Below are 18,071 nucleotides of genomic sequence, written 5' to 3' on the forward strand. Positions count from 1 at the left end.
TACATAATTTATGCATTAATATATCGACCGAATGAATTATTATTGCATGGTCCGAATAGGTTAAATTAAACAATAGTTCTTGTTTTTACATCAAATAATTTATGTATCTGCATCCATTCTCATATCTTGGGTTGCGAGACGCGGGATGAATTTGTGGGGGGGGTGATGTCGTATAAGCGATTTTTAGTGTCGTATAGATTGCTTTTGTTGTCGTATAACGGCGGTTTGCTGTCGTATAAACGCAATATCCTCACGTGCCCCAATTCACATCCACTCTCTCGTTTGAAGATCCGATTGGTCGCAGTCCGTCGCGCGGACTGCTGGGGCGGGGCTGCGGCCCCGCCCGTTTTCGGCCAATAAGGGGTTTGGCTCTTTGGGTGACGGTTAGATGTCGTATGGATGACGTTTAGTGTCGTATAGATTACTTTTGTTATCTTATAGCGGCGGTTTACTGTCGTATAGCCTCCATATCCTCACACAAGCCCAACCCAACACGTTTTACCCCTCCCTTTTGAAGGGTATTCCACTTAGACAATCATCTATCATTTAGGAGTGATTCCCGTATATGCCCTATGCTAAAATCGATGACTCGCTGACGCTTTATTACCAGACAAAAGGTGAAGGACTGCCAATTGTCTTCATCCATCCGTTCGTGATGGCGCATAATGTATTTATGCATCAGGAGCCGCTGGCCGAGGAATACCGGACCATCTTTTTCGATATGGCCGGCCACGGCAATAGCACGAAAGGCGATGTGCCGCTGACGATCCATCTGCTGGCGGAGCACCTCAGAAAACTGCTCGACCGGATCGGCATCGACCAAGTCGTCGTCTGCGGCTATTCGCACGGCGGCCTCGTGGCGCAGGAATTTGCGCTCAATTATCCTGAACGGACGATTGCCGTCATCCTGTCCGGCGGTTATTCGGAGCTGAATAATTTCTCACCGAAATTCTTCATCAAATCGGTGATGTACCTTTCGAAATTCCGGATGGTACCGGTCGCTGCAAAGCTGCAGGCAAAGCTCAATAAATACTATCCCGGTGATGATAAAAAGATTTACAGTCTTGCGCGGAAGTCGGATCCGCAGCGTTCGTATGAATTCTGCCGGACCGGCTTGGATTATGTGTCGACCCATTCGCTGCACCGGCTGAAGATGCCGATCCTGCTCGTTTACGGATCTCTCGAAAAACCGATGCATCATTACCGCATCCCATTTCAGCGAGCAGCGCCGCAGACGCAAGTCGTGTTCATTGAAGGCGGAGACCATCAGGTGCCGCCTCGTTCATTCAGGAAATTTAACGCTGTGGTCGATGGCTTCTTAAGGCCGATTGCAGCGGACTACTACGCAGATGATTCGGAGAGATTGCGATGAAAATGATGTTATTGCTGATCGGTCCGACGATCATGATGTACATCGGCCTCTATGTAATAGAAAATGTCGCGGCTACGTTTATGCTTTTTTATGGCTGGCTGCTCGGAGCGCCTCTTCTCGGCAAAGCTTTTCCGAAAGAGCGCATGCGCTTATCGAAGCAAGGCCTACTTTTGGGAATTACCAGCGGAGGGATTTTCTTCATCTTCATTTTCGGCGGGATGATCTGGTTGCATGAATACCTGCTGGATGTGGAAACCTTGCGGGAACTGCTCGTCGATTGGGGCTTCATCGGACCGGCTGAGATTTTGCTTGTGCTGGTGCTGCTGCTGCTCAATCCGGTGCTGGAAGAAGTCTATTGGCGGGGTTATATGTTTGAAAAGATCCACAAAAAAGGCAGCGCCGCCACTGCCATTATCGTGACTGCAGCCTTTTATACGCTCTATCATGTGCTGACGGTCATGCAGCTTTTCGAAGTCGCCTACACGCTCGTCGCCGTCATCCCCGTGCTGATAGCCGGATTGTTCTGGGGCTATATCCGTGAACGCACCGGTTCGATCACCGCCACCATCATCGGTCACGGCCTCGGCGATCTGGGGATCGTCTGTGTTTATTGGTTTATTGTTCGTTAACTATATTATTTCAACTAAAGATTTACGGTAAATATGCCGTTCCTTCGCTGAAATCCACTTTTAGATATGGAGCAAAACTGCGAAGACTCCCAGGCGACCAAGCGAAGTGATGAGATCCACTCGGGTGAAGTGTAACGAGCACGAGTTAGCTCAGCACAAGCAGCCAGGAAAGCGAGCTGTTTTGCGGAATATCGACTACCGAGTTTTATTATTGGAACTTATATAACAACAAAAAAGCTGCGGATCCGTTATCCGCAGCATACTTGTGGTTCTATTGAATTCAGGCAAATTGCCCGCGGCCTGGGCCGCTCCTTCATCTTGGCGCGGCAGCATTCGATCAACAGTAATGCCAGCCTTTTATCGCCCATGAATTCATGCGGTTTTTGCCATACTTGTTTAAATACCTGTGTGACAAGCTGCTCGCAAATGCGATGATCGGCTTCGGCTTCAGCGACAATTTTCCACAGCAATAAATGGTAGCGGTCGTATAATTCTTCGAACGCTTTTTTATCCCGCTGCAATAAAGCTTTGATCAATCGTTCATCTGCTCGCATTCCGTCACCCCTCTATCTCAAACTACCCGCCTCATCTAAGGCTAAACTCCCAGTTGAAATAAAAGGTGTAATTTTTGCAAATTTCATTCAAAAAAGATGATTTTCATGTATTTTGTATACTTTATAGGTTCTAACGGCTTATTATAAGGAATTTATTAACAGATAAACTCAAAAAGAAAAACTGGTTTTATTCCAATTCCTCAATTTCAATGTCCTTGAACACGATCGTCACTTCCGTCATCGGGGTATCGAACAGCACATGTAACTCAACTTGATCACCGTTCAAATAAATCTCATTATATAACCACCAGGCACCGGTAATGTCTTCAGGAATTAGGGCTTCGCTGACCCCGGTGAATTTCACTTTGACATCCTTGAAGTAATGGAAGCCACTGCTGCAATCGATCACGAGGACGAGTTCGCCGTCAGCTGGATGATCCACGTTTTTCACAATGCAGTCATGCAGGCTTTTTTCCGTCAGCTGAATCGCACCCGGCGGCAAAAATTCCTTGATGGATTCATAATGCCGGCTGTAATCATCCAGCAGCGCGTCAAAGCGGGTTTCGTAATCCGCTTCCCATCTGTCCGCCATTTCGCGGAGTTCCGGAGTCGGATACGTTGAATTGAGCGTACCGTCATAAATATATGGATGAAAGGAATCAGGCAAAAACTTCAGAAGATCCTCTTTCTTATCTTCAAGGTCACGGCGGTGCACTTCTTGCGGGTCGATGCCTTGTTCCCGGTAGGCGGCCTGGCCTTCTTCCCATTCTTCTTCGGTTTCAGGGAAGGTCAGAAAACCGGACACTTGCATTTCGTCATACCATTCTTTAGTAAAGTATTTCATCGTCTTCCCCCTTATCTCTTCTTTTAAAAGATTATACTCGGTCTTGTTTGAGAAATGAATTTTTATCTCGAAAATGACTGAACCGGTGGAATCTGGACACCGGAATCCATGTATTAATCCGTTGTTACTATATTCCCCAAACTTCCTGGATTTCCTTTGTCACATGCGAATTCTCTTCTGTATAAATCAAAAAACTGCTCCGCAATAAAGCGGAACAGCGTCTAATACTGTTCTTGTTCTTGCTTTTGTTCCTGGAGAATTTGCCATAAGGCGCGGTCCAGGCGGTCATAGCTGAAACGGAACCCCGCTCTTTCAAGCCGCTCCGGCACCACCCAGCGGCTTTTCAAAATCAGTTCCGTTTCGGTGCCGAGGAATACGGCGCCCATTTCGAGCATCCATCCCGGTGCAGGCAACCCTCTGCGGCGTCCCATCACTTTTCGCATCTGCTCCATCAATTCTTTATTGGTCACCGGATTCGGAGAAGAAGCATTGAAGATGCCGCTCAAATCTTTTCGCTGTTTCAGGAATTCGATGATCCGGTAGACATCTTCGATATGAATCCAGCTGAACATCTGCTTGCCTTCGCCTTGCTTGCCGCCGAGGCCGAAGCGCACCATATTGATGTAAGGTTCCATCACGCCGCCGTCCGCTCCGAGCACAATGGCAAGGCGCAATGCGATTTGACGGGTTTTAGGCAGATTGAAACGGAAGAAGACGTCTTCCCACGCTTTTCCGACATCCACTGAAAATCCTGTGCCGAGCTCCCCCGTCGCTTCCGTCATCGGCCGGTCTTCCGCGTGGCGGTAAATCGTTGCCGTGCTGGAATTGATCCATAGCTCCGGCGGGTTCTGGCATTTCCCGATCGCCTTGCCCAGCGCTTCCGTCGTCCGCGTCCGGGATTCATAGATTTCCCGCTTGTTTTTTTCGTTATAACGGCAGTTTACCGATTTCCCAGCTAAATTAATGACCATACCCGCATTTTCCAGTGCATCCACCATCGCCGCCTCGTCGTTCCATGAGATCTGCCCCGGCTGCCTCGAAATGATATGTACGATATAGCCCTGATTTGTATATGTGCGTTCCAAATATTGTCCGATAAAACCGGTGCCGCCTGCCAGTACAATCTTTTTCAGCATACAAAAAACCCCTCTGCTTTTTTCCTATATCCTTTAGACGTTTGAACTACTGGAAAAGATTCACTTTTTTACGGATTTATCAGATTTCATTAATTTTTTTGGAATTCGGCTGTCACTCCTGCCAAATTATGTTAGCCTTTAGTTATGTTAATAAAACCATCTAATGTCTGACAGGAGTGTCCCTCATGAAAAACAAATTGAACGCGTGGCAAAAATTATTCCTTTTATTCGCGGGAGTCCTGCTGATTTCAAGCGCCGTCTTCCTAACACAATCCTATTTCAGTTACCAGCAGGTCAAATCGTCTTCGGATCAATGCTATGACCAGGGCGGCTTCCCAAAAGTCGTGAAGTCCGGCTTTGAAGTGAAAGTGTTTGAATGTAATTTCTATAATGAAGCGGACGAATAAAGCATGATAAAACCGATATGCAGATAAACCTGTTAAAAAAGCGCCCCTCAAATCAACGATGGATTTGAAGGGCGTTTACTTTAAGGTGAAACGTTTTCAGCTGGTTGCAGTCTACTGGGTATATAGACGAATCATTTAGTGGCTAATCATAAGAAGGCAGTATCACATGACACTTAAATGACATAAGAACGTCATAGCCCTTTCTTAAAAAGCGTCCATTCGAGAGGAGTAAAGAGATGAAATTCAAATCATTGCTTGCAGTAAATCTGCTGTTTATTGCATTAACCCTTACTGCGTGCGGCACCGAGGACACAGTCGAAGAAACAGTTTATGATGACGAAATTGACCAATCTGCAGCCACTCACTACGAAGACGATAAAATGATCGGCACATCCGGTCCGCCGGATAAGGAACGCAAGATTCTGGGAGTCGGGATTGGAGAATGGGAAAAGCGGCATGACGGGCCTGAAATCACCCATGAAGGAATCGGCTACGATGCCCATTATGACGACGAAACTATCGTAAGAAATGAAGACGGCACTGAAGCTTCTCTTGATGACATCAAATTCGGGCAAAAAGTGCAGATCAACCCGCCAAGAGGAGACAGTTTTGAAGGCTATGCGGAAGAGATTATTTTATTGGATATGACATACGATGAAAAATACGAACAGCTGCTGGCGTCCAACGATGGAATAAGAATTGTAATCATGTATGAGTACGGGGAAAGATTGCCTAAAGAGATGAAGGATGCCGAACCCCTATTCGAGAAGGCGAATGAGATACTCGAAGAAACCGGGAAACAGGTTAATGCTTCATGGCACGAATACGACAAGGATTTCGTGGTAGATTTCAAAGAAGAACTGGAGATTGAAGAGTTCCCCGTAGTCCTCGTTTTCGATGGGAAAGGCATGCTGTTCAAGTCGGATGATGTAGAGGAGATGTTTGATTTTTTGAGGGGGATGAAAAAGTGAAAAAAGAGATGCTGTTTTGAGTAATATACTCACTACAGCATCTCTTTTTTAGTTGGACATCTTTTTCAGCGGCACTTCCAAATACTTTTCGTAACTCCGCTGTTCATCCTGCTTCCGGTAGATCCAGATCGTATCCACTTGAAAATGCGGATATGGCGCTAGTTCGTGACTTGCTGCTGCCGCCATTTTCTTCAGTTCTTCCCGCGACACGCCGTGCGACGTCTTGGCTAAGGTCAGATGCCCCACGAACTGGTCCAGTTCAAAATATTGGGCAATCTGTTCCGGGTTGGAGCCGACCGCTTCGACCAAAACGCTGTGCAGTTCGCTGACTTCCGGCGAATCCATGCTCAGATACAAAACGTCTTCGCCGAAAAAGCGCGGTTCCGCGAGTTGGACCCTGAAAGCCGGAAAGTCAGCGGCCGCCGCTTTCACGTTCTCGAGCCAGCCTTCGTCAGCGCTGAGGCCGCCTTGCGCTTTCAGCGTGATATGCGGCTCGACCAAATCATCGATTCGGTTCGCCGGCCATTGCTTCCTGAATTCCTTCAGTTTCTTCAATTCATTTTCAGGCGGTACAATGCCAATAAAATACTCCATCTCGACTTACCCCTTTTTTCCATTTTTGTCATTTTACCATAAGGCTCTCTTTTGACACTGAATTTTTTCCATAAAAATAGCGGATCAAGAGCAATCTACCACACTCGATCCGCTGGTTTTATTTTAGAAGAAAACGATGACGATCAGGATTGCCGCGAGTACCAGTCGGTAAATGGCGAACGGCATCAATTTGACTTTCGAAATCAGTTTCAGGAAGAAACGGATGGAAATCAAAGCGAAGAGGAATGCGCTGACGAAGCCGACGATGTAAAACGACAGGTAATCCATCGACAATGTGTCCCAGTTTTTCAGGACCGACACAAGGCTTGCGCCGAACATGATCGGCACGGCCATGATGAAAGTGAAATCCGCGGCGGTGCGGTGGTTGAGGCCGAACAGTACGCCGCCGGAAATCGTTGCGCCCGAGCGCGAAAAGCCTGGCCAAAGCGACAAACATTGCACCATTCCGACTTTGAATGCCTGTATATAAGTGATTTCATCGAGACTGTTGACAGTTGGCGTCTTCGGACCGAACTTGTCGGCGGCGATCATCAGGATCGAGCCGGCGATCAAGGCGTAAATGACGGTTTCGACGCCGAATAAATGGTCATCGATCAGGTCTTTGAAAGCAAAGCCGAGCACGACTGCCGGCAGCATGCCGACGATGACGTGCAATAAGTTGAAGCTGGTATTGGCAGTCTGCCCTTCGATTTTATACAAGCCGACCAGGCTGAACAGCCGCTTCCAGAACACGACGACCACTGCCAGAATCGAGCCTAATTGTATGACGATCTTAAATGTATTTGCCGGGTATTTCCCGAGGAATTCCTGCGATTTCAGCCACATATCATCGACGATGATCAAGTGTCCCGTTGACGATACCGGCGCAAATTCTGTCATGCCTTCCACAAAGCCCAAAATAAGGGCTTTCAGTAAATCCAACCATTCCATGTTTCATCCTGCTTTCTATTGTTATCTCTTCCTATTAAACGCTTCTTTTCGAGGGAGGTTGCGTGCTCCGCTCCTATTTTCAATTTATATTTCACAAGAGGAATTCCATGAAACTTCCAAGAGTTCCAATCGTATAAATACTATAGCATGATATTAATGAAACCATCAGGAAATTTTTTGCAAGGGGTGAGGAAGTTGGCGGAACGAGTTGACATGAGTTTCAAGAATAAAGAAGTGAAGATGTGGTTTATGATTATGGTCCCTGTTTTTATCCTTGGTTCCATCGCTTTGTTCACAAATGAACCCACATCCAGATATTTGCCCTTTTTAATAATGATGATCGGTTTGGCCATCTATTATAGCTGGCGTTTCAGCTACCGCAAAAAGAAGAAGGAATCGGACACTAAAAAGTGATTCAATTCTTCAACAGTTTTTATTTCCCGGGAAATGTTGTGGAATTTATTGGCTGCATGCTTTAGCATGAAAAGAAATTATTGGATTCGAATGGAGGACTTCAGATGCCACACTGCGAGAATTGCAACAATGAATGGTCATGGGGAACGACTTTGCGTAAATCGTTTACGCTCGGCGAAGGAATGGAATGCCCGGAATGCGGCAAAACGCAATACCTGACCAAGAAATCACGGAAACGATTGGGGATTGCGAACTTTTTTCCGGCACCACTTTTAATCGGGTCCGCCTGGCTGTTTGACTTGGAAATCGTCTCAGTACTGGCGGTAGCGCTGTTTCTGTTCGCCGTCTTCATGCTGACGTATCCGCAAATGGCTGAATTGACAAACGAAAACGAACCGATGTGGTAATAAACCCGGGAGGAGCACAGGATATGAAAAAGATAGAGGACTGCCTGGGCTGCAAGCTGGCCAATAACGAATTGGAAACGCATGTGGTTTATGAAAACGAATGGATTACGTGCATCCTTGACCACGACCCGTTCAATGAAGGCCATGTGCTGATTTTGCCGAAACAGCATTACAGATTCATCGATGAATTTGATACAGAAACGGCTGTATCGGTGATGAAGGCGGCGCAATTGCTCTCGCGTGCCATCAAAATGGCGTATGCACCGGATGGCATTTCAATCTGCCAGAACGGCGGCACCTTTGACGATCTGACGCATTTCCATATGCACATCGTGCCACGCCAGGAAAATCAGGACTTCTCCAGCTTTTATACGGATGATGTCTGGGATAATGAAGCTATCAAAGACAGGTTGCCGGAGACGCGTGAGCGTCTGGCACAGCTTGTCAGTGAAATGGCCGCAGTTTAAAACGCCGTTCCTATTGGAATGGCGTTTTTGTTTTCACTTTTTAAATTCCAGTCCTTTTGAAGCGAGTTCCTGCTTCAATACTTTAATCGCTTTCGGACCGACGCCGTGCAGCTCCCGGATTTCTTTTTCAGTAACGTCTTTCAATTGTTCGACCTTCGTGTAACCCGCTCCGATCAGCGCTCTTGTCGCCGGCTTGCCGACTCCTTTTGGAAAGTCATTCTCGCCCATTGATTGATCCGCCTTTTTATTTTTAGATTTTAACTCACCGTATTTATGCTGGTGCTCCCGTTTGCGCCGGTTGTAATCCTCGTCTTCCCGGATTTCATCCCAGCGCTTCTTGAAAATCGCCGCCGACTCGGCTTTCACCGGGTCAATCTGCCGCTCTTTGATGGTGCGGTCTTCATTGTATTTGCGGCCGCCTTTGTAATTCGTGTAACGCCGCGCCCGCGTATAGCCCATCTGGATGAATTTCCGCGCCATGTCCATGCCGACAAAATCATCCTGCTTGCGGTATTCCTCAAACATATCCGAAATCTTGTCACACGACTCCTGTGCAATTTCCGGCGTCTTGAATCGCCAATGCGGCAAAATCTCACTCTTGTAAGGCTCCACCAGCAACACGCCCTGCTCCCCTTTGCCGACCCGGTACAGCTCCGGATTCTTCCGCAGATCCAATTTCTCATAATCCAAATCATAATCGAATGCCATCCCTATCACTCCTTATGGAACTCATACCCCGTTTTTTGGTGGAAAATGCCTCCGGCTTGAGAGTGGTTTATTTCAATTGTGAGATGAAAATTTCCATACGTTAATAAAATCTGTTTATACGATACTGCCTTCTATCCATACGACAACAAAAGGCTTCTATACGGCAATAAAGCTTCTCTATATGCCATCGAACCTTCAGCCAAAGAGCAGCCCCCTTATTGGCCGAAAGACGGGCGGGGCTCTGGCCCCGCCCCAGCAGTCCGCGCGGCGGACTGCGACCATTCAGCTTTTTTACTGAGTGAGTAGTAGTTAAGAGAGTGTTGTGATGTTAAAAAGCTTATGCGACAACAAAAAACGCTTATACGACAACATCCATCATCTATACGACACTAACATCTTGCTATACGGCAGCTCACATACGTTGTCTGTTAAATGAACATAATCCTTCTTTTAATTAACAGCAATTCCGCATTTATTGGAGGGAGCGCAAAGGAAACTGCTATAATAGCCGTAGCAAGTTTCAGACAAAGGGGCGATGCAGGGTGAAAAGCGAAAAGGAGAAAATGTTGGGCGGGGAGATGTATGATCCAACGGACAATACGCTTCAGAATGAGCGGTTGAATGCGCGGCGGCTGAGCCGGCTGTTCAATAAGTCTTCCGAGATGGACGGCACGGACCGGAAGCTGCTGTTGAAGGAATTGATCGGATCAACGGGCGATAAGTTTTATGTGGAGCCTAATATCCGCTGTGATTACGGCTATAATATCCACATTGGCGAAAATTTCTATGCTAATTTCGATACATGCCTGCTGGACGTCTGTGAAATTCGTTTCGGTGACAATTGCCAGCTTGGACCTGGTGTCCACATTTATACAGCTACCCACCCGCTCCATCCCGATGAACGAAATGCCGGCAAGGAGTTCGGCAAACCCGTGATCATCGGCAATAATGTATGGATTGGCGGACGCGCCGTTATCAATCCCGGTGTGACCGTCGGTGACAATGCCGTTATTGCATCAGGCGCAGTTGTCGTGAAAGATGTGCCGGCCAATACAGTTGTCGGTGGCAATCCTGCCCGTGTTATCAAGGAAATCGAAGTATAAACAGAACGCCACGGCTGATTTGCAGCCGCGGCGTTTTTTGGCGGAACTTTTTTAAAAACCACTTGATTGGATGCATTTCGCAAGCGAAATGCATCTTTTTTTGTTTTTGGTTTTAGGGTCTGCTCTAATCAGGGCTTTTCGCTGGCGAAAAGCGTCCTTTCTTATGCTTTTGACCTTTGTGAGAGGGAGAATCGAATAAGAAATATATAGTTTTCGACGGATATCTCCGTTCAGGAAATTATATCAACGCTCAGGAAAATATATCAACGTTCAAAAAATTATATCTACGTTCAGGTGATTATATCAACGTTCAGCCTTTTCCGCCTTCACCTTCGCTAACGTATATAACTCCAACACATCCTGCTTGCTCAACTCTGATGAAATCGACAGCAGCCTCTCCAGATAATCCGCCTTCGTCAATTCCACCGGCAGCCAGTCCTCCGGCGCAACTTCGTCTTCCGCCGCGATGCCATTCATGATATCGTCCCATTCCGCGTCGCTGTAATGCACGACTTCTTCCTTCGGCGTAATGAGCAGCACATCCACCGGCACATCAAGCACACTGCTCAACATCACAATCCATTTCGCCGACGGCACGGAGTCGCCGTTTTCCCAACTTTTGATGCGGCTGGCCGACGTCCCCAGCTTTTTCCCCAGCGACAGCATCGATAAGCCGTCATGCTCTCTCAGAAACCGCAGAATCTGCCCGAAATTTTTAGCATTAAACTCCATTTCCTCACACCTTAATTTTTATTTATAAATAAAATATAGCATAATTTAATTTTTAAATAAAACTATTTACGGTCGATAGCCATAACCGAAGTTGAAAAAAAAGTGAGAGAACAGGAAAAGCAGCGTCACTGGAATGATGGTCAGCACAATCAGCACCTTAGCCCAGGCTGTATCCACCCGCATAATCCACCTGATATAGATATAGACAAGAATCACAAAAAGCGGCACATACAGAAAATGACTCATATTGTAGACCCATTCGGAATTTTCGTCCCAATAAGCTTCCGGTACCGGCAGTATGCCTTCGTATATTTTATCGATTTCATTTCTGCCGGTGATGAAAATATAAGCAAAAGCGATGTAATAGATTGTAATTATCCCCTTCATCCACCATTTGAAATAACGGCTGGTGAACACAATCAATAAAATCAATGCAATCGTAATTAGAAACCCTTGGTATTGCTGCACGTGAAGTCCCCCTTCCAGTAGTTTCCAGTTTTATTCGAATAAACGATTCTGTAAACTATCCCCAATTGGCACATCATTAACGTTATAATGAGTATAACCATAGACGAATAAGGGGGCGGCAAGAATGCAAAGCAGATTGGATCCGCAAGTGGACGAATGGATCGATGGGCTGGGCGAACCGGTACAGGCAATCGTCAAACGCTTGAGAGGCGTGGTGTTTGAAGCTTATCCGGAAATCGAGGAAGGGATCAAATGGTCAAAACCGAGCTATTCGAAAGAAGGGCTCGTGTGCTATATGCAGACTGCGAAGAGCCACGTGAATTTCGGCTTCTACCGCGGCACCGAACTGGAAGACCGCAACGGATTGCTCGAAGGTGACGGCAAGAAAATGCGCCACGTCCGAATCCGTAAAGCAGACGAAATTGATGAAGAAAAACTGAAGTTCCTGATTTGGGATGCGGTTGATCTTAACAGGAAGTAAGGTGGAGTTATTATGAAGGTTGGTACAGTCATTAGTTCAGGTCTGATCATGATATCAGTCGCGATTTTTTTCTTTGTGATTGATCCGATGTTCGCTTCGAACCGCATCGCCGCCTTTCTGATTTACATGGTTCTTTTCTTCGGGCTGATGTTTGTCATACAGAAACTCGAAGACCGCTTTGAATTCTTTCAAAAGAAAATGGATGGGCAATTGGCCGTAATACTTATAATCGTCATTTTGGCGCTGCCATTCTTTTGGAGTATGGTTTGAAGTAAAAAATCCAACACTTTTACAAAAGAGGTGAACCCGTGAACCAGCTCAAAGGATTATACATAAGCCTGATTCTCATCATGTTCGTCAACTTAGCGAATTTCAGTTTCTTTGACGGCGATTATTCAGGGATTGTGACGATGCTGACAGTTATTCTTTTCATCATCGCCACCTTGTTTTACATTAATGCCAGCCACCGCATGAAGGATGCGGGGCAATAATAGAATAGGAAGGAATATCGGTTTCCTTCCCTTCTTTCCCAACAAATTATAAAGCTCAGTTCACTGAACTGAGCTTCATTTTCTGTCCTATTTTCAATAGCTAATTAATCAATTTCATTAATACTTTCACTAATTAATAATCAAGAAATCAATCACGGATTACCTCTACATAATCTGCTTTTGCTTGTTCCGGAAAGGATTCTGCCACACTTCCGCTTATCCAAACTCTTACTTTTTGTCCTTCTCTGAATCGGAAAAAGTTATACTTGCTGACCCAAATCGCCTCCACGTTCGAAAGGTTCACAACTTCTATCTGATTCATATTTTCCGCTTGTTCTTCAGATATACCGCTGACAACTAAAAGTCTGTTAATGTCTGCTTCTACTACATAACCTTCTACATAAGGCTCGAATTCAGGAGGATTATCAAAGTAGAAAAAAATAAAGAAAATAAGTACCACGCCAATCAGGAGCAACACCTTTTTCATAATATCCTCCCCCTTTTCAAATATTCCTTTATCATGCAAACTCTGTATTCATTTTACCATTAATATTCATCTTATTTTTTTGCTTAAAGAAATGCCACTTTCTTTAGTCTGGAGGAATTAGATTGAACTTGCGTATACTTGAGCTTTCCTGGTCCCTTCCTTTATTTGTTTTAACGATCATCGGTTTAACAATAGGGCTTTCTTTAGTTATGAAAAATAAAAATTATCGGAGATTCATACCGGTCATAGTGATTATATATGGCCTATTTTACTGTGTATTGCAGATATATGTACTTGGCAAGGGATACTCAGGAATTCCCTTCGTATTGATTGCCTGGTTGTTGTTAGTAATACTATTGGTCGCTATTATATGGATCTTTATATCAAATTCCGAGAAAACCTAAATCTATTCCTCTAACTTTCAATCCCTTTAATTCAATCATTACTCAATAATTATTTATTGATATTCGATAAAATATATGGTATCTTCAATATAAGAAATTGTGAACGAGGTGCTGAATATGAAACGGGAAACCATCTTTTTGAAAATCGTCATCGTTTTGATGGCGCTGCCGGTATTGGCAATCTGCATATTTGTCGTGCCGCCGCTCAGCTCATTTGTGGCTGAACTCTTGCCGGAATGGGCATTCCTGCGATGGATCTTCATGATTGCCCTCTATATAACGGCAATCGCCTATTTTATTGCGCTGTACCAGTCGCTTAAGCTGCTGAGCTATATCGACAAGAACATCGCGTTCTCGGAACTGTCGGTCAAGGCGCTGAAAAACATCAAGTACTGCGCGCTGACCATAACGGGGATTTACATTCTGTGCCTGCCGCTCATCTTGTATATGGCACAGGTCGATGATGCGCCTGGCCTTGGCGGACTTGGCATGGTCATTACATTCGGTGCCTTTGTCATCGCCGTTTTTGCGGCAGTGCTCCAAAAGCTTTTTGAAAATGCGATTGAAATAAAATCTGAAAACGATTTAACGGTCTGAGGTGACGATAATGGCGATTATTATCAATATTGATGTTATGTTGGCAAAACGGAAAATGAGCGTGACGGAACTGACGGAAAAAGTCGGCATCACGATGGCGAACCTGTCCATCCTGAAAAACGGCAAAGCGAAAGCGATCCGCTTTTCAACTCTCGAGGCCATCTGCAAAGCCCTCGATTGCCAGCCCGGCGACATTCTGGAATACCGGAATGACGAAGAAACGACAGCGAAATAACCCCAAAGATAAGAGCCTGGAGAAATCTCCAGGCTCTTTTTGCTTCCATTATTTCTCCGCAACCGCTTCAAACGTGATACTCTGCTTCGGACTCTCCGGATATTGTCCGTATTGGTAATCGGCGGAAATCACAATATCGCGGTAGCCGTGATTCTCAAGAATCGTACGGAATTCCTCAACACCGTACCAGCGCATCGCAAAACGTTCGAGCTCCGTATCCAGCAGCTTGCCGGATTTCCAGCGCTCATAGCGGTTATGCGACACGCTGAATTGATTGATGTGATCGATTTCTTTTGTCGTCGTTTCAAGCGTGATCACTTCGCCGTCTTCCAGTTCCCACGAACGCAGCGTCGAATTCCCGACTTCATTGTCCGTCGGCAAATACAGATCCAAGATCAGCTTGCCGCCCGGTTTCAAATGCTGATGGAAATTCTTCAGCGCTTTGATCGACGCTTCCCTTTCATGCAGCAGCAGGAAAGTTCCGGCCGGCACGACGATGGCTTCATATTCCGTGCCAAGTGAAAAAGTGAGCATATCCGCTTCAAACAGATTCGGGGCCAACCCCCGCTCCTCACAATTCTTTTTGCACATCTCCAGCATTTCCGGTGAACTGTCGAATCCGTCCACGCTCAGATTATTCTCAAGCAAAGGCACGAGCATGCGCCCGGTCCCGGTTGCCGGTTCAAGAATGCGCCCGGTGATGCCGGCCAGCCGGTCCAGATAGAATTCCACATCGCCGAACGATGTCCCTATCGGTTTATCGACTCCATAGACTTCCGTTGATAGCTTGCTGTAATATCCCAACATCGGATGCCCTCCTTCGCTTCTAAAAAAATTTGTTCCCAAAGTATTCCCCTTTTTCTGAAAATGGAAACCTTGTGGTGTTCTCTGTTGTTTCCGCGAAGTAAATGTAATATTTTAGATTAAAAACCAATTGAGATATGGAGCAAAACAGCGAAGACTCCCAAGGGAACAGAAGCAGAGTTGGCTTTCCAACTCCGCTTCGAGCGAAGTACTGAGATCCACTCGGGTGAAGTGAAACGAGACCGAGTTAGCTCAGTGCAAGCCCCAAGGAAAGCGAAGCTGTTTTGCGTAATATCGGTTTTACAACCAATACTATTTTCAACAAATTAAAAAATCCCAACCTAATTGAGATTTTTCTTCTCATTAATCCTTATCTTTATTTTTATGCTTATCCCAATCGTAGGGCACTGCCACCCACTCCTTGAACGCGATAACTCCTAAAGCTATGCCGCCGTATATCAGAATATTTTCTAAAATCATTCCTTCACCATTTCTTATATCTTTCATGATGAATCCCAGAACCATAAGTGCGGCACCTATCAGAATCTTCTTTAGCACATCGCGCCTCCTCAACCCTTTTCCAAATTATCTCATATACCCAGATTTAATTCGCCGTAATGTTTTAAAAAACCTTTATGCAAATAAAAAAATAACCTCCCAGCCTATTTGGCTCGAAGGTCATTTTGGTAAGTCCTATCAGAAAATCCACAAAGCTGCGAGGGCAGCCAATAGATTCGGCAATGCGAATAGAAACGCGTTTCTCATTCTCGCGTTGCGTCTTGCGCTTTCCTTGCGGCGTTCAGAGCTGGTCATACGCTCCATGCCGCTGTTCCCTTTAAGTACACCTGAAAACAGCAATGCCCAAAGGACACCGACGATTCCGAGGATTCCTGCGATCAGGAATGCCAGGTTCCAGTCTTCCAGGAAATAGCCGAGCAAGAGGCTGATGGCCGCCGTGACAATTCCAATTCCTAAAAATTTCATTCTGTCTTCCTCCATGCTGTAATTTATTGTTTCTCTATTATTCATGATAAACGGGGACTGGGCTAAAATAAACTATAATTTTCTATACCTCTTCAGCGCCAGGATATTCAAGACGATGAATAATAACGCGAAAAGCCCCAATACCAGCAGATCTTCCCATACATCGATGAGCCCTTCCCCTCTGTACATCACGGCTTTTAGCGCATCGGCCCCGTAATAGAGCGGCATGATGCGGCCCAGATTCTGCAGCCAGTCCGCCATGCCGTCGAGTGGAAAAAGGCCCGAGAAAAAGATTTGCGGCACAATGACCAGCGGGATGAACTGGACCATCTGGAATTCAGATCCCGCAAACGTGGACAATAAAATTCCGAGCGACAGCGCCACAAGCGCGAGCATCAAATTGATGACGATGACATGCCAAATTTCACCTTCCATCACCATATCCAGAATCCAGATGGCAAAGAAAACGACGATCGTCGTCTGGATCACCGCGAATATGCCGAAGCCCGCCAAATAAGCCGCAACGATTTCCCAGCGTTTGACGGGTGTTGCCAATACCCGTTCCAAAGTGCCGGAAACGCGCTCCTTCAATAAGCCGATTCCTGAAATGAGAAAAACGAAAAAGAAGACGAAGAAGCCGACCAGAATCGGTCCGATCACATCAAAAAATTCTGTGTCTTCATTGCCATAAATATAATCGGTTTCGAGTGCAGGGCTGGAAGTGTTTTGTTCCGCAGATCCTTGCCCATGCAGCGCCAGAATCTGGCTGATCTGCGCCAACAGCGCTTTCGCTTTCGCCGGATCATCGTTCTCCAGCGTCAACATCGCGCCATCAGCTTCTATTTCAAGCAAGCCGTCCAGACTTTTTTTCAATACTGTCCTGCTGTCAGCCGACTCAAAATCCGCCACTTGGATTCCTTGCGTTTCCAGGGTTTCAATGAGCATCTCGCTTCCGCCCACTACACCCAATGTCATTTCTTCCTCATTGCTGTCGAAAATCAGGTACATCAATGTCAGAACCAGCAACGGCGCCAGAAACAGCAACGCCAATGTCCGTTTGTCCCGGAACATCTGCAGCATGATGCGTTTCACGAGAGCTGAAATTCTCATTCCGCTCCCCTCCCCGCTGCCAGAAAGACGCCTTCCAGATCAGACGCGCCGAATTTCGCTTTCAACTCTTCAGGCGAGCCGCTCGCTAAAATTCCGCCATCACGGACCAACGCAATCATCTCGCATTTCGCCGCTTCATCCATGACATGGGTCGTCAGTATGATCGTTTTGCCCTGAGCCATCAATTCGAGCAGTTCCTGCCACACCGACTGCCGCAATTCGGGGTCGATGCCGACCGTCGGCTCATCCAGGATCAGCAGCTTCGGATCATGGACCAATGCAATCGCAAGCGACAGCCGCCGCTTCATGCCGCCGGAATAGGCGGCGACTTTCTTATTCAAAGAAGTTTCCAGATCCACTATTTTTGCCACGTAGTCAATCCGTTCTTTCAGCCTGCTTCCTTTCAAGTTGAATAGCGATGCAAAAAACGCCAGGTTCTCTTTGCCGGTCAATTCAGGATACAAGGCATCCGACTGTGCCATATAACCGATATCCTGCAGCAGACCCAAATCCGGCACCCGTTTGTCCATGACAGTCACTGTTCCTGAATCCGGCGAATCGATGCCGACAATCATCTTGACGAGCGTCGTCTTGCCGGAGCCGGACGGACCGATCAACCCATAGATCTGCCCTTCAGCCACCGTCAACTCGATGTCCTTCAACACGCGCTGCTTTCCGAAACTCTTGCTCAAACCTTTGACCCGGATCATGTGATTCATGT

The 18,071-nt window shown here is 46.3% G+C and carries 26 protein-coding genes and 1 pseudogene; 13 read left to right on the forward strand and 14 right to left on the reverse strand.

The window, feature by feature from the left end; translation table 11 throughout:
- Window positions 1-565: 565 nt before the first annotated feature.
- Both CXF70_RS05780 and CXF70_RS05785 read left to right on the forward strand, forming a co-directional pair.
- Window positions 566-1,372, forward strand: coding sequence for an alpha/beta fold hydrolase (locus CXF70_RS05780; protein ID WP_101801899.1), 807 nt, complete (start codon window positions 566-568; stop codon window positions 1,370-1,372).
- Entirely contained in the window at window positions 1,369-2,001 is a 633-nt protein-coding gene (locus CXF70_RS05785; RefSeq protein WP_101801900.1) for a CPBP family intramembrane glutamic endopeptidase, read from the forward strand. The genes CXF70_RS05780 and CXF70_RS05785 overlap by 4 nt, the downstream gene beginning before the upstream one ends.
- A 248-nt stretch (window positions 2,002-2,249) precedes the next feature.
- Here the strand turns inward: CXF70_RS05785 and CXF70_RS05790 are convergent, their stop codons facing one another.
- From CXF70_RS05790 to CXF70_RS05800, 3 genes are all read right to left on the reverse strand, one after another.
- Window positions 2,250-2,555, reverse strand: a complete 306-nt coding sequence (locus tag CXF70_RS05790; protein ID WP_101801901.1) for a hypothetical protein — start codon at window positions 2,553-2,555, stop codon at window positions 2,250-2,252.
- 187 nt (window positions 2,556-2,742) lie between these two features.
- On the reverse strand, window positions 2,743-3,399 hold the full coding sequence (locus CXF70_RS05795; protein WP_101801902.1) for a DUF4085 family protein: 657 nt from the start codon (window positions 3,397-3,399) through the stop codon (window positions 2,743-2,745).
- A 221-nt stretch (window positions 3,400-3,620) separates the two neighbouring features.
- Complete coding sequence (locus tag CXF70_RS05800) at window positions 3,621-4,535, reverse strand: TIGR01777 family oxidoreductase (RefSeq protein ID WP_101801903.1); 915 nt, start codon at window positions 4,533-4,535, stop codon at window positions 3,621-3,623.
- Window positions 4,536-4,720: 185 nt separating this feature from the next.
- Here CXF70_RS05800 and CXF70_RS05805 point away from each other — a divergent pair, with 185 nt between their 5' ends.
- Together CXF70_RS05805 and CXF70_RS05810 are read left to right on the forward strand one after the other, a co-directional pair.
- A complete protein-coding gene (locus CXF70_RS05805) occupies window positions 4,721-4,942 on the forward strand; it encodes a hypothetical protein (RefSeq protein ID WP_101801904.1) in 222 nt (73 codons plus the stop codon).
- 236 nt (window positions 4,943-5,178) lie between these two features.
- A complete protein-coding gene (locus CXF70_RS05810) occupies window positions 5,179-5,913 on the forward strand; it encodes a hypothetical protein (protein ID WP_101801905.1) in 735 nt (244 codons plus the stop codon).
- A 48-nt stretch (window positions 5,914-5,961) separates the two neighbouring features.
- Here the strand turns inward: CXF70_RS05810 and CXF70_RS05815 are convergent, their stop codons facing one another.
- Together CXF70_RS05815 and CXF70_RS05820 are read right to left on the reverse strand one after the other, a co-directional pair.
- The gene (locus CXF70_RS05815; protein ID WP_101801906.1) at window positions 5,962-6,507 is read right to left on the reverse strand and encodes a 2'-5' RNA ligase family protein; all 546 of its coding nucleotides are present in this window, start codon (window positions 6,505-6,507) and stop codon (window positions 5,962-5,964) included.
- Window positions 6,508-6,630: 123 nt separating this feature from the next.
- On the reverse strand, window positions 6,631-7,458 hold the full coding sequence (locus tag CXF70_RS05820; protein WP_084242911.1) for an undecaprenyl-diphosphate phosphatase: 828 nt from the start codon (window positions 7,456-7,458) through the stop codon (window positions 6,631-6,633).
- A gap of 195 nt (window positions 7,459-7,653) precedes the next feature.
- Between CXF70_RS05820 and CXF70_RS05825 the strand changes: the two genes are divergently transcribed.
- From CXF70_RS05825 to CXF70_RS05835, 3 genes are all read left to right on the forward strand, one after another.
- Complete coding sequence (locus tag CXF70_RS05825; protein WP_101801907.1) at window positions 7,654-7,872, forward strand: hypothetical protein; 219 nt, start codon at window positions 7,654-7,656, stop codon at window positions 7,870-7,872.
- A gap of 104 nt (window positions 7,873-7,976) precedes the next feature.
- Entirely contained in the window at window positions 7,977-8,279 is a 303-nt protein-coding gene (locus tag CXF70_RS05830) for a TIGR04104 family putative zinc finger protein (RefSeq protein WP_101801908.1), read from the forward strand.
- A 23-nt stretch (window positions 8,280-8,302) separates the two neighbouring features.
- Complete coding sequence (locus tag CXF70_RS05835) at window positions 8,303-8,746, forward strand: HIT family protein (protein ID WP_101801909.1); 444 nt, start codon at window positions 8,303-8,305, stop codon at window positions 8,744-8,746.
- 264 nt (window positions 8,747-9,010) lie between these two features.
- Here CXF70_RS05835 and CXF70_RS05840 read toward each other — a convergent pair.
- Window positions 9,011-9,454: pseudogene (locus CXF70_RS05840) on the reverse strand (DUF4385 domain-containing protein); the annotation flags it as partial.
- Between the two features lie 542 nt (window positions 9,455-9,996).
- Here CXF70_RS05840 and CXF70_RS05845 point away from each other — a divergent pair.
- On the forward strand, window positions 9,997-10,557 hold the full coding sequence (locus tag CXF70_RS05845; RefSeq protein WP_101801910.1) for a maltose acetyltransferase domain-containing protein: 561 nt from the start codon (window positions 9,997-9,999) through the stop codon (window positions 10,555-10,557).
- 303 nt (window positions 10,558-10,860) lie between these two features.
- Here the strand turns inward: CXF70_RS05845 and CXF70_RS05850 are convergent, their stop codons facing one another.
- Together CXF70_RS05850 and CXF70_RS05855 are read right to left on the reverse strand one after the other, a co-directional pair.
- The gene (locus tag CXF70_RS05850) at window positions 10,861-11,289 is read right to left on the reverse strand and encodes a helix-turn-helix domain-containing protein (RefSeq protein WP_101801911.1); all 429 of its coding nucleotides are present in this window, start codon (window positions 11,287-11,289) and stop codon (window positions 10,861-10,863) included.
- Window positions 11,290-11,355: 66 nt separating this feature from the next.
- A complete protein-coding gene (locus CXF70_RS05855; RefSeq protein ID WP_101801912.1) occupies window positions 11,356-11,757 on the reverse strand; it encodes a hypothetical protein in 402 nt (133 codons plus the stop codon).
- A 124-nt stretch (window positions 11,758-11,881) separates the two neighbouring features.
- On the opposite strand from CXF70_RS05855, the gene CXF70_RS05860 reads away from it, so the two are divergent.
- Genes CXF70_RS05860 through CXF70_RS05870 form a run of 3 tightly spaced genes read left to right on the forward strand, consistent with a single transcriptional unit; the run spans window position 11,882 to window position 12,729 of the window.
- Window positions 11,882-12,238, forward strand: a complete 357-nt coding sequence (locus tag CXF70_RS05860) for a DUF1801 domain-containing protein (protein WP_084242917.1) — start codon at window positions 11,882-11,884, stop codon at window positions 12,236-12,238.
- Between the two features lie 12 nt (window positions 12,239-12,250).
- Window positions 12,251-12,508: a hypothetical protein gene (locus CXF70_RS05865; protein WP_084242918.1), complete on the forward strand. Its 258-nt coding sequence runs from the start codon at window positions 12,251-12,253 to the stop codon at window positions 12,506-12,508.
- Window positions 12,509-12,546: 38 nt separating this feature from the next.
- Window positions 12,547-12,729 (forward strand): hypothetical protein, encoded by a 183-nt coding sequence (locus tag CXF70_RS05870; protein WP_101801913.1) that lies wholly within the window; start codon window positions 12,547-12,549, stop codon window positions 12,727-12,729.
- 148 nt (window positions 12,730-12,877) lie between these two features.
- Here CXF70_RS05870 and CXF70_RS05875 read toward each other — a convergent pair whose 3' ends face one another.
- Window positions 12,878-13,216, reverse strand: a complete 339-nt coding sequence (locus CXF70_RS05875) for a YobA family protein (protein ID WP_101801914.1) — start codon at window positions 13,214-13,216, stop codon at window positions 12,878-12,880.
- Window positions 13,217-13,737: 521 nt separating this feature from the next.
- On the opposite strand from CXF70_RS05875, the gene CXF70_RS05885 reads away from it, so the two are divergent.
- Window positions 13,738-14,217: a DUF2975 domain-containing protein gene (locus CXF70_RS05885; protein WP_101801916.1), complete on the forward strand. Its 480-nt coding sequence runs from the start codon at window positions 13,738-13,740 to the stop codon at window positions 14,215-14,217.
- Between the two features lie 10 nt (window positions 14,218-14,227).
- Window positions 14,228-14,452: a helix-turn-helix domain-containing protein gene (locus tag CXF70_RS05890; protein WP_084242922.1), complete on the forward strand. Its 225-nt coding sequence runs from the start codon at window positions 14,228-14,230 to the stop codon at window positions 14,450-14,452.
- A 48-nt stretch (window positions 14,453-14,500) separates the two neighbouring features.
- Here the strand turns inward: CXF70_RS05890 and CXF70_RS05895 are convergent, their stop codons facing one another.
- From CXF70_RS05895 to CXF70_RS05915, 5 genes are all read right to left on the reverse strand, one after another.
- Window positions 14,501-15,259: a class I SAM-dependent methyltransferase gene (locus tag CXF70_RS05895; RefSeq protein WP_101801917.1), complete on the reverse strand. Its 759-nt coding sequence runs from the start codon at window positions 15,257-15,259 to the stop codon at window positions 14,501-14,503.
- Between the two features lie 360 nt (window positions 15,260-15,619).
- Window positions 15,620-15,814, reverse strand: a complete 195-nt coding sequence (locus tag CXF70_RS05900) for a hypothetical protein (RefSeq protein WP_101801918.1) — start codon at window positions 15,812-15,814, stop codon at window positions 15,620-15,622.
- Window positions 15,815-15,952: 138 nt separating this feature from the next.
- Window positions 15,953-16,240, reverse strand: coding sequence for a DUF5316 family protein (locus CXF70_RS05905; protein ID WP_084242925.1), 288 nt, complete (start codon window positions 16,238-16,240; stop codon window positions 15,953-15,955).
- A 72-nt stretch (window positions 16,241-16,312) separates the two neighbouring features.
- Window positions 16,313-17,350 carry an ABC transporter permease gene (locus CXF70_RS05910; protein WP_101801919.1) on the reverse strand — a complete coding sequence of 346 codons (1,038 nt, stop codon included), beginning with the start codon at window positions 17,348-17,350 and terminating at the stop codon, window positions 16,313-16,315.
- On the reverse strand, window positions 17,347-18,069 hold the full coding sequence (locus CXF70_RS05915; RefSeq protein ID WP_101801920.1) for an ABC transporter ATP-binding protein: 723 nt from the start codon (window positions 18,067-18,069) through the stop codon (window positions 17,347-17,349). Before CXF70_RS05915 ends, CXF70_RS05910 begins: the two co-directional genes overlap by 4 nt.
- Window positions 18,070-18,071 lie beyond the last annotated feature (2 nt).

The sequence above is a fragment of the Planomicrobium sp. MB-3u-38 genome, from assembly GCF_002836425.1.
Taxonomy (GTDB): Bacteria; Bacillota; Bacilli; order Bacillales_A; family Planococcaceae; genus Planococcus; species Planococcus okeanokoites.